A 13,162-nucleotide genomic window follows, 5' to 3' on the forward strand; every position below is an offset into this window, starting at 1 on the left:
TGCCCAAGGGCATGCGAGGGGTGGCGCGTCGGTCTGTCACGAGCAGGGCGTAAGAGCCCACTCAGCCGACGCGCCCGCCAAGTACGAGAATTCGGGTGCGCATGGCAATGACCTTCCTCCCGTGCGGGGCGGCATGTCAAGCAGGTGGGACGGCCGTCTCGCCATGCGGACCACCCGACGGACCAGTAACGGCACGGTGTCCGGGCAGGTCAGAGCCGCCTTGGTGATCTACGCCACGTCCCGGCGTGGCGCCCGCCGGGCCGCTCGCGCGGCCACTCGTCCGGGTGTCGGCGGCGGCCGGGCACGGGCGGTGGGAGCCGGGCGCCGTGGCCGACGGGTAGCCGCGGCGGGCCAGCGCCCGACGCAGCCGGGGCTCGTCCAGCGGCGGGGCGAAGACCGAGCCCTGGGCCTGCCCGCAGCCCAGCTCCTGGAGGGCGGCGGCCTGCCGGGGCAGGTCCACCCCCTCGGCGGCGGTGGTCATCCCGAGGTCGCGGCCGAGCCGCAGCGCGTGCCCGGCCAGGGTGCGGCTGAGCGGGGAGTCGCCGAGGTCCTGGACGAGTGTGCGGTCCAGTTTGAGTCCGTCCAGCGGGAGCCGGGCGAGGGCGCCGAGCGAGCCGCCGCCGGCGCCGTACCCGGCGAGCCAGGTGGAGACGCCGAGGCCGCGCAGGGCGGAGAGCCGGCGGCCGAGCTCGTCGGCGAGCGAGTCCGGGCCCATCCGGGCCACCTCGATCACCAGCTCGTCGGCCGGCAGCCCGCTGTCCCGCAGCGCCGCGGCCACCGTCTCGTACAGGCCGGGTGAGCAGAGCCGCTCGACGGTGAGCCGCACCGACACCGGGACGGGCTCCGGCACGGCGCGGCCCCGGCCGGTCAGGCCGCGCCGCTCGGCGGCCGCGGTGACGGCCTCCATGACCAGCCAGCGGGAGAACCGGGTGGCCGCGTCGCCGTGGTCGGTGGAGCGCAGGAACTCCGCCGGGGTGAGCAGCAGGCCGCCCACCGAGCGCCAGCGGGCCTGCGCCTCGACGCTGGTCACGGCGCCGCTGTCGAGGTCCACCACGGGCTGGTGGAGCAGCGTGAAGCCGCCCTCCCGGACGGCCAGGCGCAGCCGCTCCTCCAGCTCGGTGCGGCGCTCCAGGTCGGCCCGCATCGCGGGGGTGTAGAGCACCACCCGGCCCTTGCCCTCGGACTTGGCCCGGTACATCGCCAGGTCGGCGTTGCGCATCAGCTCGTCGGCGGCGGCTCTCGGGTCGGCCGCCGGGCCGCGTTCGGGGGTGCCGAAGGCGATGCCGATGCTGGCGGCGACGCTGAGTTCGGCGCCGCCGATCCAGTACGGCTCGGAGAGCGCGAGTCGCAGCCGCTCGGCCAGCTCCTGGACCTGGAGGCGGCCGAGCGGGCCGCAGACCAGCGCGGCGAACTCGTCGCCGCCGAACCGGGCGACGGTGTCCCCGCTGCGGACGGCCGCCTGGAGCCGTCGGGCGGCCTGCACCAGCAGTTCGTCGCCGACCTGGTGCCCGGCGGTGTCGTTGACCGCCTTGAAGCCGTCCAGGTCGAGGAAGAGCACCGCGATCCCGGCGCCCGTCTCGCCCTGCTGCCCACGGGCGCCGAGGGCGCCGCGCAGCCGCTGGGTGAACAGCGCCCGGTTGGGCAGGTCGGTGAGCGGGTCGTGGAACGCGTTGTGCTGCAACTGGGCCTGGAGCATGACGCGTTCGGTGACGTCCCGACTGTTGAGCAGCAGGCCGTCACGGTGCCGGCTGACGGTCGACTCCACGTGCAGCCACTCGCCGGCGCCGGAGCTGATCCGGCACTCGACCCTGGTGGAGGGCTCGGCGGTACCGGGGTTGCGGTGGGTGGCGAGCCTGACCCTGGCGAGGTAGCGGCGGACCTCGGAGAGCACCCGGCCGACGTCCTCGGGGTGGACCAGGTCCAGCAGGTTGCCGCCGACCAGCCCCTCCGGGTCCCGCCCGTAGACGCCGAGCGCGGCCGGGGAGACGTAGGAGAGCACGCCGTTGCCGCCGGCGATCATGATGACGTCGCTGGAGCCCTGCACCAGGGAGCGGAAGTGCGCCTCCTTGTGGGCGAGTTCCTGGGCCAGCGACAGGTTGTCAAGCAGCATCACGCCCTGCCGCAGGATCAGCGCCAGCCCGACGGTGCAGGCGGCCGCGGCCACCACCCGGTCCAACTCCCGCCCGCCGAGGGCGTTGTAGAGGATTCCGGCGGTGCAGACCGCGGCGGCCGCGTACGGGGTCAGCGCGCTGAAGGTGGTGGCCACCCGGCGGCGCGGCAGGCCGCCGGCCGAGGGGTGCTCGCGGGTCGGGCGGCGCCAGCGCGGCGACCACGGCGCCCAGGCCAGCAGCAGGCTGCCGGCGAACCAGCCGGCGTCCAGGAGCTCGCCCGAGTGGTAGCTGCTGCGCAGCTCCGGGGTGGTGAACAGGGCGTCGCAGGTGACGGTGACGGCGAGCGCCACCATCGCGGTGTGCACGGCGGCCCGGTTGCCGTCCCGGCCGCCGAAGCGCAGCCCGACCACCAGGCTGACCAGCAGGATGTCCAGCACCGGGTAGGCCAGGTTGAGGGCCAGCCGCAGCGGGGATCCGTCCTCGCCGGCCGCGATCCGGCCGAGCGCCAGGCTCCAGCTGAGGGTGAACAGCGAGCCGGCGATCAGCCATCCGTCGAGCAGCAGGCAGAGCCAGCCGGCCGCCGTGCGCGGGTGTTTGGCGAGCACCAGGACGCCGGTGATGGAGAGCGGGGCGAACAGCAGGAAGGCGTACTCGGCGAGCGACTCCTGGGGCAGCGGGGTGCGCACCACCAGCTCGTACCAGCCCCAGGTGCCGTTGCCGAAGGCGACCATGAGCGAGGAGAGGCCGAACAGCAGCCAGGCCGGGCGGGCGTGCCCGCCGACCGTGCAGCCGTACACCAGACAGGACAGCGCGGCCGCCAGGGCCGCCGCGGCCAGGCCGAAGTCGCCCATGAAGACGGACAGTTGGCGCGATCCCCAGCCGACGGCGGCGCCGGCGGCGTAGGCCAGGCAGAGCACCCCCAGGACCGCGCAGGGCAGCGCGCGGCTCTCCCGGAGCCGGCGCAGCACACAGCAGCGCTCGACGGCGGGCACGTCGACGGCGGACGTGTCGGTGTGCGGCGCCCCCGGGCGTCCGGTTCCGGGCAGCACCGTTTCGGTGGAGCTCACTCGGCCTCTCCCCCTCCGGCCCGGGGCCTCGCGCCCCGGCCACGGGCCACCGGTCGCGCACCTCTCGGACGTACGCGGTGACCTGGCGCCCCGTCAGGACGGCGGCCCAGGAGGTGGGCGGCCAGCCGACCGCCACACCGTACCGATGCTCCCAAAAGGGACCCTACACCAATTCCGTCACTCAATGACACGCACACTCAACTTAGAGTAATGGCGAAAGGGTGGGGAAATGCCCACGATTCCTATGGATCGGCCCGATTGGCGGCGGCGCGCGGGTGGGGGCTCACGCGGCGCGCACGGGAGCACGCGGCGGCGCCCGAACACCGGTCGCAGGGTGGACGAACGATCGACCCGGACCGGTCGGGCCGGTCCGGGTCGATGGAGCGCAGGTGGGGCGCCGTTCGGCGCCGATTCAGCGGCGTCCGGCGGCGTTTCGGCGGGCTCCGGCGGCGCTCAGCGGCCCGAGGGGGCCAGGTCGTCCGGGAACAGCCGCAGCCGGTGGGCCAGCGCGGCCGCCTCGCCCCGGCCGCCGACCGCGAGCTTGCCGAGGATGTTGGAAACGTGCACGCTCGCGGTCTTCGGAGAGATGTACAGTTCCTCGGCGATCTGCCGGTTGGTCCAGCCGCGGGCGAGCAGCCGGAGCACGTCCCGCTCACGGGGGGTGAGGTTGAACGACTCCCCGGCGGTCGGGGCGGGCGCCGTCGCGGCGGCCGCCTTGCCGGCCGGGGCGAGGCTCAGCCCGGCCCGCTCGGCCAGCGCGGCGATCTGCCCGCCGAGCGGCCGGTCCTGCCGGACGGCCGCCAGTTCGGCCGCCTCGCGCAGCAGTTCGGCACCGGCCTCGCGCCGCCCGGCCTGCACCTCGGCCTCGCCGGCCCGCAGCAGGGCGAGCGCCAACGGGTACGGCAGACCGGTCGGCCGCAACGCCTCGACCGCGGCGGCCCACTGCTCGGGGGTGTCGGCGGCCTCGGCGCGGGCCAGTTCGGCCTCCAGCAGTCGGGCCCAGCCGTGCTGGAGCGGCGCCCGCGGTCGCAGCCCGGCGGCCGCCTCGGCGATCGCGGCCAGCGCCTGCGGCCGGCCCGCCTCGGCCTGCGGCAGGCCCCGGCTGTCCGCCTCCACCCCGGCGGCCTCGGCCAGCAGCGGGTAGACGTCGGACTCGGAGCCGGTCCGCCCCTCGTCGGCGAGGACGGCGAGCAGTTCGGCCCGGGCGTCCAGCGGCCGCCCGGCGTACGCGGCGGTCCGTACCGCCAGCCGGCTGATCGGCACGCTGTACTGCACCTGGCCGATCCGGTTGGCCGCCCGAGCCTGCGCCAGCATGGTGCTCGCGGCGTGCAAGTCCCCCTGGAGCAGGGCGAGTTCGCCGCGCATCCGGTCCAGGAACTCGGCGTGGGTGCCACCCGGGCTGGTCAGCTCGCAGGCGGCGAGCACCTCGGCGGCCTCCCCCACCCGCCCGAGGTCGGTCAGCGACTCGGCCAGGTTGCCGGTGAGGATGGTGCCGATGTTGCGCAGCAGGCCCTTGCCGTCCGCGAAGTCCAGTCCCTCCCGGCTCAGTCGGACGGCCTCCTCGGCCCGGCCCAGCCCGCGCTGCATGCTGGCCAGGTTGTTGATGCCACGCAGCAGCAGGTCGGGCACGCCGAGCAGGCGGGCCCGCTCGACCGCGCCGGTGAGTTCGGCCAGCCCGCCCTCGGCGTCGGCCTGCACGTCGTAGCGCAGGCTGCCGAGGGTCATCCGGGCGTGCACCTCGACCGAGGCCGCGCCGACCTCCTGGGCGATCCGGATCGCCCGCTCGGCCAGCTCGATGTGCTCGGGGCCGGGGTTCTTGAGCATCGCGGAGTTGGCGCTGAGCGCGAACACCTCGGCCTGCACGGCGGACGGCGGCAGGTGCTCCACCAGCCGGTGCGCGTGGGCGATCTCCTCGTCGTCCCCGGAGCGGCGCAGGTTGCCCAGCATCCGGGCCCGGTTGATCCGGAACCAGGCCGCGCGCACCGGGTGTTCGGCCTCGTCGACCAGCCGGATGCCGCGCTTGGCCAGGCTCAGGCCGCGCTCGCGGTCGCCGCAGCGCCGGGCCGCGACCACCGCCTCGGCCAGCACGTCGACCAGCTGGATCCGGCCGCTGTCCTCGCCGGGGCCGCCCTGCTCGTCGCAGGAGCCGGGCGGGTAGGTCTCGGCCCAGTCGTACGGGCGCAGGGTGTGCGCCAGCACCTCCTCGGAGACCTGGTCCCACAGCTCCAGGGCCCGCTCCAGCATGCCGAGTTGCTCGGCGAAGGCGTTGCGGCGACGGGCCGCGCGGGCGGCGTCCAGGGCGGTCGGCAGGGCGCGGGCCGGATCGTGCGCGTGGTACCAGTAGTTGGCCAGCCGGGCGGCCAGCGCGTCGGCCGGGACCAGCTGCGGCCGGGCCTCCACGGCGAGCGCGAACTTGCGGTTGATCCGGTGCCGTTCGCCGGGCAGCAGGTCGTCCGAGACGGCCTCGCGGACCAGCGCGTGCCGGAACCGGTAGCCCTCCCCCTCGCTGTCCGGGCGCAGGATGTTGGCGCCGACGGCCGCGCGCAGCGCCTCGATCAGCGCCTCCTCGTCGTCGGCCAGGACGGCGGCCAGCAGGGCGTGTTCGACGTGCGAGCCACCCTCGGCGGCGATCCGCACCACCCGCTGGGCCTCCTCGTCCAGGCCCTCGACCCGGACCAGCAGGATGTCCCGCAGCGAGTCGGTCAGCCCGGCGCCGCAGCCGTCCTGGAAGGAGGTGGCCAACTCCTCGACGAAGAACGGGTTCCCCTCCGAGCGGCGGTGGATGCGGTCCACCAGCTGGCGGTCGGGGGCGGCGGTGCCGAGGATGCCGGCCAGCTGGGCGGCCACCTCGCGGCGGTCGAACCGGGCCAGCTCCAGCCGCTGGACGGTGCGCAGCCGTTCGAGCTCGGCCAGGAAGGGGCGCAGCGGGTGCCGGCGGTGCAGGTCGTCGGTGCGGTAGGTGGCGACCAGCAGCACCCGGGAGCGGTGCAGGGTGCGCACCAGGAAGGCGAGCAGTTCGCGGGTGGAGCGGTCGGACCAGTGGAGGTCCTCGACGGCGAGGACGAGGGTACGTTCCGCGCCGAGCCGCTCGAACAGCCTCGCGGTGTGCTCGAACAGCCGGGCCCGGCCGTACTCGTCGTTGGGTTCGCCGTCCTCCTCGCCGAACTCGGATATCAGCTGGGCGAGGTGACTCTCGCTGCCGGCCGCGGCGGCCTCCAGTTCGGCGCCCAGCGAGCGGTGCAGTCGGCGCAGCGCGGCGGCCAGCGGCGCGTACGGCAGGCCCTCGGCGCCGACCTCCAGACAGCTGCCGAGCGCGGTGACCGCCCCCTGGGCGGCGGCCCGCTCCAGGAACTCCTCCAGCAGCCGGGTCTTGCCGACCCCCGCCTCGCCGCCGATCAGGACGGCCTGCGGGCTGCCGGTGCCCGCACGGCGCAGCGCGTCGGTCAGCTCGGTGATCTCGCTGCCACGGCCGACGAAGACGGGGCTGACCGATATCTGCTGCATGGAGGCGAGCATGCCATAGCCGGTGGGGCCCGGCCGAGGGGTTATCTCCCCTGGCGAACGGGTCGAAGGGCCCGAATGCCCGGAGGGGGAGACGCCCGTTCGCGGCGTCTCCCCCTCCGTGGCTCCGTCGGCACCGTCCTGGTGCCGAACCGTCAGCATTCGGTCTGACGCGCGGGGCGCCGCTGGAAGCGGGCGGCGACCGGACGCTGCCGCAGTCGGCGGGCCTCCTTCGCGGCGCGCACCAGGCGCTCGTGTTCGGCGCGGGCCGCGAGCTCGTGGGCCTGTTGCTGGAAGGTCTGGTACTCGATCACTTCGGTTCCCCCTGTGGGTCTCACTGCCTTGTCTCCCTGACGAGTAAGAGCCTCCTCTCCCAGTGGGGGGTGCCGCATCGGGAGCCTGCCGCATCTTCCGGGGCCGAGATGCCTTAGATCGGGCCCCAGGAAAGGTTTAAGGCCCGACCTCACCCCATTACAGAGGTGAGATCGGGCCTTAGGCCTTACTTAGAGGGCCTTAGATGCCTTAGATGCCTTAGGAAGACAGGCTCAGTAGCTTAGGCAGCGCCCAGCCGCTCCAGGCTGTGCTCACTGCCCTTCCACGGCAAGCCGCTCCAGGCTGTGCTCACTGCCCTTCCACGGCAAGCCGCTCCAGGATCAGGTCCTTCACGCGGGCGGCGTCCGCCTGACCGCGGGTGGCCTTCATGACCGCGCCGACCAGCGCGCCCACGGCCTGGACCTTGCCGTCGCGGATCTTGGCGGCGATCGCCTCGTTCTCGGCGATGGCCTGGTCGACGGCGGCGCCCAGCGCGGAGTCGTCCGAGACCACGGCCAGGCCGCGCTTCTCGACGATCTCGTCCGGCTCGCCCTCGCCGGCCAGCACGCCCTCGATGACCTGGCGGGCCAGCTTGTCGTTCAGCTTGCCCTCGGCGACCAGCGCGGTGACCCGGGCGACCTGCGCCGGGGTGATCGGCTGCTCGCTCAGCTCGGTGCCGGTCTCGTTGGCGCGGCGGGCCAGCTCGCCCATCCACCACTTGCGGGCCTGGTCGGCCGGGGCACCGGCCGCGATGGTCTCCTGGATCGGGGCGACGGCACCGGCGTTGAGCACCGACTGCATGTCCTTGTCGGACAGGCCCCACTCGGCCTGGAGCCGGGCGCGGCGCACCCGCGGCAGCTCCGGCAGGGCGGCCCGCAGCTCCTCGACCCACGCGCGGGCGGGGGCCACCGGCACCAGGTCCGGCTCGGGGAAGTAGCGGTAGTCCTCGGCGTTGTCCTTGATCCGGCCCGAGGTGGTGGTGCCGTTGTCCTCGTGGAAGTGGCGGGTCTCCTGGACGATGGTGCCGCCGTCGGTCAGCACGGTGGCGTGCCGCTGGATCTCGAACCGGGCGGCCCGCTCCACGCTGCGCAGGGAGTTGACGTTCTTGGTCTCCGAGCGGGTGCCGAACTTCTCGGTGCCGTTCGGGCGCAGCGACAGGTTGACGTCGCAGCGCATCTGGCCCTTGTCCATCCGGGCCTCGGAGACGCCCAGCGAGCGGATCACCTCGCGCAGCTCGGCGACGTACGCCTTGGCGACCTCGGGGGCCCGCTCGCCGGCGCCCTCGATCGGCTTGGTGACGATCTCGATCAGCGGGATGCCGGCCCGGTTGTAGTCGAGCAGCGAGTGGGTGGCGCCGTGGATGCGGCCGGTGGCCCCGCCGACGTGGCTGGACTTGCCGGTGTCCTCCTCCATGTGGGCGCGCTCGATCTCCACGCGGAAGGTCGAGCCGTCCTCCAGCTGCACGTCGAGGTAGCCGTTGAAGGCGATCGGCTCGTCGTACTGCGAGGTCTGGAAGTTCTTGGGCATGTCCGGGTAGAAGTAGTTCTTCCGCGCGAACCGGCACCACTCGGCGATCTCGCAGTTCAGCGCCAGGCCGATCTTGACCGCCGACTCCACGCCGATCGCGTTGACCACCGGCAGCGAACCCGGCAGGCCCAGGCAGGTCGGGCAGGTCTGGCTGTTGGGCTCGGCACCCAGCTCGGTCGAGCAACCGCAGAACATCTTGGTCTTGGTGCCCAGCTCGACGTGGACCTCAAGGCCCATCACCGGGTCGTACGACGCGAGAGCGTCCTCGTAGGAGACCAGGTTCATGACGCTCACAGCGTCCCTTCGTTCAAAAGACTTGGGAGGTACGGGCCCGGCCGCCACTCGTCGAGGGCGGCCGGGCCTGGGAGCTCAGCTCAGCTCAGCCCAGCAGCACGTCGTCGGAGCCCAGCTGGCGCAGCTCGCGCACCAGCAGGGCGGTGCCGGTGACCAGCGCGGCCGCGCCGATCAGGGCGTTGACCAGCTTGAGGGTGTCGCTCTCCTCGCGGGCCTTGCGGACCTCCTTGGCGATGGAGACCGCGCCGAACGCGCTGGTGCCGATGGACAGCCACAGGCCGGGCTTGCTGTGCTTGAAGCCCTTGAGCGAAGCGGACTGGGCCTTGGCCTTCTCGATCTTGCTCACAGTGCCGGTGCCTCCTCCAGCAGGGTGTGCCCCCACTTGTCGTTGAGTGCGGCCTCGACGGCGCCGCCCACGCGGTACAGGCGGTCGTCCGCCATCGCGGGTGCGATGATCTGGAGGCCGACCGGGAGATTGTCCTCCGGGGCCAGGCCGACCGGCAGCGACATGGCCGCGTTGCCCGCCAGGTTCGACGGAATCGTGCACAGGTCGGCCAGGTACATCGCCATCGGGTCGTCGGCACGCTCGCCGATCGGGAAGGCGGTGGTCGGCGTGGTCGGCGAGACCAGGACGTCCACGCCCGCGAAGGCGGCGTCGAAGTCGCGCGAGATGAGCGTGCGGACCTTCTGGGCCGAGCCGTAGTAGGCGTCGTAGTAGCCCGAGGACAGCGCGTAGGTGCCCAGGATGATGCGGCGCTTGACCTCGGGGCCGAAGCCGGCCTCGCGGGTCAGGGCGGTGACCTCCTCGGCCGAGCGGCTGCCGTCGTCGCCGACCCGCAGGCCGTAACGCATCGCGTCGAAGCGGGCCAGGTTGGAGGAGCACTCGCTGGGCGCGATCAGGTAGTACGCCGGCAGCGCCAGGGTGAAGGACGGGCAGGAGACCTCGACGACCTCGGCGCCCAGCTCGCGCAGCAGCTCCACCGACTCGTTGAAGCGCTGCATCACGCCGGCCTGGTAGCCCTCGCCGGCGAACTCCTTGACGACGCCGATCCGCATGCCGCGGATGTCGCGCATCTTGGCGGCCTCGACCACGGCCGGGACGGGCGCGTCGATCGAGGTGGAGTCCAGCGGGTCGTGCCCGGCGATGGCCTCGTGCAGCAGCGCCGCGTCCAGCACGGTGCGGGCGCACGGGCCGCCCTGGTCGAGCGAGGAGGAGAACGCCACCAGGCCGTAGCGGGACACCGAGCCGTAGGTCGGCTTGACGCCGACGGTGCCGGTGACGGCGCCGGGCTGGCGGATCGAGCCGCCGGTGTCGGTGCCGATCGCCAGCGGGGCCTCGAAGGCGGCCAGCGCGGCGGCCGAACCGCCGCCGGAGCCGCCGGGGATCCGGGAGAGGTCCCACGGGTTGCCGGTGGCGCCGTACGCGGAGTTCTCGGTGGAGGAGCCCATCGCGAACTCGTCCATGTTGGTCTTGCCGAGGATGACGACGCCCGCGTCCTTGAGACGGCTGGTCAGCGTGGCGTCGTACGGCGGGATCCAGCCTTCGAGCATCTTCGAACCACAGGTGGTCGGGATGCCCTTGGTGGTGAAGACGTCCTTGAGCGCGAGCGGGACGCCGGCCAGCGGGCCCAGCTCCTCGCCCTTGGCGCGCTTCTCGTCGACGGACTTGGCCGCGGCCAGCGCGCCCTCGGTGTCGACGTGCAGGAAGGCGTTGACCTTCTTGTCGACGGCGTCGATGCGGTCCAGGTGGGCCTGCGCGACCTCGACGGCGGACACCTCGCCCTTGGCGATGGCGCCCGCGGTCTCAGCAGCGGTGAAACGGATCAGCTCGGTCATCTCGGTCAGTCCTCCCCGAGGATCTGCGGCACACGGAAACGCTGCTCCTCGGCGGCGGGGGCGCCGGACAGCGCCTGCTCCGGGGTGAGCGACGGCCGCACCTCGTCCGCACGCATGACGTTGGTCAGCGGCAGCGGGTGGGAGGTCGGCGGGACGTCCTGTCCGGCGACCTCGGAAACGCGGGCGACCGCGCCGATGATCACGTCGAGCTGCTCGGCGAAGTGGTCCAGCTCTTCGGGCTTCAGCTCAAGACGCGACAGCCGGGCGAGGTGGGCGACCTCCTCGCGCGTGATGCCAGGCATGCAGCGATCCTCAGGGTGAGTTCTGGTGAGACCCGGCGCTGCCTTGCGGGCGGTGCCGGGCCCGGGCAGGAGCAGCCGGGTTCGGCGCTCCGTCCTCGTGGTCTTTGGACCCCATCCTATGGGGCCCGGCCCGCGCACCGGCCAACACCTGAGCCGAGGCGGCCCGGCGGAGGCCGCCGGAGGCTACTGCGGGCCGCTGCGGGCCCAGCCCTGCGGGCCGGGGGCCTTGGCCTCCAGGTGCCCGGTCGACACCGCCTGGGCCACCGGCGGCCGGGTCGGCGGGATGACCGGCGGCCGGACGGGCGGGAGCGTCGGCTGCAGCCCCGGCGGCCGGGCGCAGCTCTGGGTCGGCTGGAAGCCGGCGTGCAGCTGGGGCGGCACGCCGAGGCGCTCCACCGGCGGGGCGCCGGTGCGGTGCACCCGCAGCCAGGCGGTGGCCTGCTCGGCCGGCAGCGCGGCCGACACCAGCCAGCCCTGGACGGCGTCCACGCCCATGCAGTGCAGCCGCTCCCAGGTCTCGTCGTCCTCGACGCCCTCGGCGACCACGGTCAGGCCCAGCGAGTGGGCGAGCTCCACCGAGCAGCGGACCACCGCCGCGTCGTGGTCGTCGGCGACCATCCGGGAGACGAAGGAGCGGTCGATCTTCAGCTCGCCGACCGGCAGGCTGCGCAGCCGCACCAGCGAGGAGTGCCCGGTGCCGAAGTCGTCCAGGGACATCCCGACGCCGTAGCCGCGCAGCTCGGCCAGGGTGTCGGCGGCCCGGCGGGAGTCGTCCAGCAGCAGCCGCTCGGTGATCTCCAGCTGGAGCGCGTGGGCCGGCACCTGGTGGCGCACGAGGTGGCCGGCCACCCGCTGGGCGAAGCCGGGGTTGAGCACGTCGCGCGGCGAGACGTTGACCGCGACCTGCACCTGCAGGCCCTGGTCGCGCCAGTACGCGAGCTGGCCGACGGCCGCCTCCAGCACGTAGTCGGTGAGTCGGGGCATCAGGCCGCTGGACTCGGCGAGCCCGACGAACTCGTCCGGCGAGACCTTCCCCTGGCCGGGCCGCTCCCAGCGCAGCAGCGCCTCCAGGCCGACCACCCGGCCGTCGAAGGCCACCTTGGGCTGGTAGTGCAGCTGCACCTCGCCGGTCTCCAGCGCCCGGCGCAGGTCCCCCAGCAGCCCGATCCGGTACGGGGTGTCGGCGTCCTGGGTCTCGTCGTACTGGGCGACGCCGCTGCATCCGCGCTGGGCGTGGCCCATCGCGACGTCGGCGCGGCGCAGCAGCGACTCGGCGTCCTGGGCGTGCTGCGGGTAGACGCAGACGCCGCCGCAGGCCTCCAGGACGAGCAGCAGCCCGTCCAGTCGGATCGGGGCGGCGAGTTCGGCGATCAGTGCCTTGGCGACCCGTTCCAGGCTGTCCGGGCAGTTGATGCCGGGCAGCAGGACGGCGAACTCGTCGCCGCCCATCCGGGCCACCATCGGGCGGCCGCGGCGGTAGTGCCGGGGCAGGCCGGCGAAGACGTCGTCGATGGACTCACGGGTGGCGCTGCCGGCCGGGCCGCCGGAGCGCAGGGCCCGGTGCAGCCGGCGGGCGATGTGAACCAGCAGCCGGTCCCCGGCCGTATGACCGAGTGTGTCGTTGAGAGATCGGAAGCGATCGAGGTCGAGCAGGATGAGACCGACGCTGTAGCCCTGTTCGCACTCCGCGATCGCCTCCTGGGCGGCCAGCAGCAGGGCCTGACGGTTGGGCAGATCCGTCAGCGGGTCGGTCAGCTGGTCGCGGGCGCGGTCCCGGGCGATCCGCCAGGCCGCCACCAGCACCGCCAGGGGCACGGCGAACAGCGGCAGCAACTCGGGTTCGTACCGGTAGACCAGGACGGCCAGCGGGATGAGCGGCGCGGCTCCGGCCAGCAGCACGCCGAGCAGCAGGACCGCACCCGCCACCCCCTGCGGCGGGCGTGTGGGCGCACCGCCGGTCGTACGATCCATAAGCCCTGTCCTCCGTCGGGCCCGCCCCGTCAGGCCGCCTTACGGTGAGGCACCGTGCAGGTACCGACAGCTGCCGGGCATGGAGCGACCCCGAGGAGCACCGGCCCAGCCGGTGCCCCCACCCCTGCTGACACTCTGTTGCGCTCCAGGGTAAGCCGGGGTCCACCCGGTGGGCAGACTTTCGGACAACCGGAAACGCGCCACCTCGTACGGGTGTCACACAGTGACACAATGCCCGCTT

At 73.6% G+C, this 13,162-nt stretch carries 7 protein-coding genes and 1 pseudogene; all 8 read right to left on the reverse strand.

Annotated elements, in window-relative coordinates:
* Positions 1-136: 136 nt before the first annotated feature.
* Positions 137-3,079 (reverse strand): putative bifunctional diguanylate cyclase/phosphodiesterase, encoded by a 2,943-nt coding sequence (locus tag QWJ13_RS20215; protein WP_316526689.1) that lies wholly within the window; start codon positions 3,077-3,079, stop codon positions 137-139.
* A 552-nt stretch (positions 3,080-3,631) separates the two neighbouring features.
* Positions 3,632-6,682: a helix-turn-helix transcriptional regulator gene (locus QWJ13_RS20220; RefSeq protein WP_316526149.1), complete on the reverse strand. Its 3,051-nt coding sequence runs from the start codon at positions 6,680-6,682 to the stop codon at positions 3,632-3,634.
* 152 nt (positions 6,683-6,834) lie between these two features.
* Positions 6,835-6,993 carry a hypothetical protein gene (locus QWJ13_RS20225; RefSeq protein ID WP_316526150.1) on the reverse strand — a complete coding sequence of 53 codons (159 nt, stop codon included), beginning with the start codon at positions 6,991-6,993 and terminating at the stop codon, positions 6,835-6,837.
* A 307-nt stretch (positions 6,994-7,300) separates the two neighbouring features.
* Positions 7,301-8,812, reverse strand: coding sequence for an Asp-tRNA(Asn)/Glu-tRNA(Gln) amidotransferase subunit GatB (gene gatB / locus QWJ13_RS20230; RefSeq protein ID WP_316526151.1), 1,512 nt, complete (start codon positions 8,810-8,812; stop codon positions 7,301-7,303).
* 85 nt (positions 8,813-8,897) lie between these two features.
* Positions 8,898-9,158, reverse strand: coding sequence for a hypothetical protein (locus QWJ13_RS20235; protein WP_316526153.1), 261 nt, complete (start codon positions 9,156-9,158; stop codon positions 8,898-8,900).
* On the reverse strand, positions 9,155-10,648 hold the full coding sequence (gatA, locus tag QWJ13_RS20240) for an Asp-tRNA(Asn)/Glu-tRNA(Gln) amidotransferase subunit GatA (protein WP_316526154.1): 1,494 nt from the start codon (positions 10,646-10,648) through the stop codon (positions 9,155-9,157). The genes QWJ13_RS20235 and gatA overlap by 4 nt, the downstream gene beginning before the upstream one ends.
* A gap of 5 nt (positions 10,649-10,653) precedes the next feature.
* Positions 10,654-10,950 (reverse strand): Asp-tRNA(Asn)/Glu-tRNA(Gln) amidotransferase subunit GatC, encoded by a 297-nt coding sequence (gene gatC, locus QWJ13_RS20245; RefSeq protein WP_030057414.1) that lies wholly within the window; start codon positions 10,948-10,950, stop codon positions 10,654-10,656.
* A 420-nt stretch (positions 10,951-11,370) separates the two neighbouring features.
* A pseudogene (locus QWJ13_RS20250) lies at positions 11,371-12,858 on the reverse strand (putative bifunctional diguanylate cyclase/phosphodiesterase); the annotation flags it as partial.
* Positions 12,859-13,162: the final 304 nt, after the last annotated feature.

The sequence above is a fragment of the Kitasatospora brasiliensis genome, assembly GCF_032654805.1.
Lineage (GTDB): Bacteria > Actinomycetota > Actinomycetes > Streptomycetales > Streptomycetaceae > Kitasatospora > Kitasatospora brasiliensis.

Excerpts from the sequence above, each read along its gene's own strand:
- QWJ13_RS20220 (WP_316526149.1), bottom strand. The coding sequence starts at position 6,682 with ATGCAGCAGATATCGGTCAGCCCCGTCTTCGTCGGCCGTGGCAGCGAG.
- gatC (WP_030057414.1), bottom strand. The coding sequence starts at position 10,950 with ATGCCTGGCATCACGCGCGAGGAGGTCGCCCACCTCGCCCGGCTGTCG.
- gatA (WP_316526154.1), bottom strand. The coding sequence starts at position 10,648 with ATGACCGAGCTGATCCGTTTCACCGCTGCTGAGACCGCGGGCGCCATC.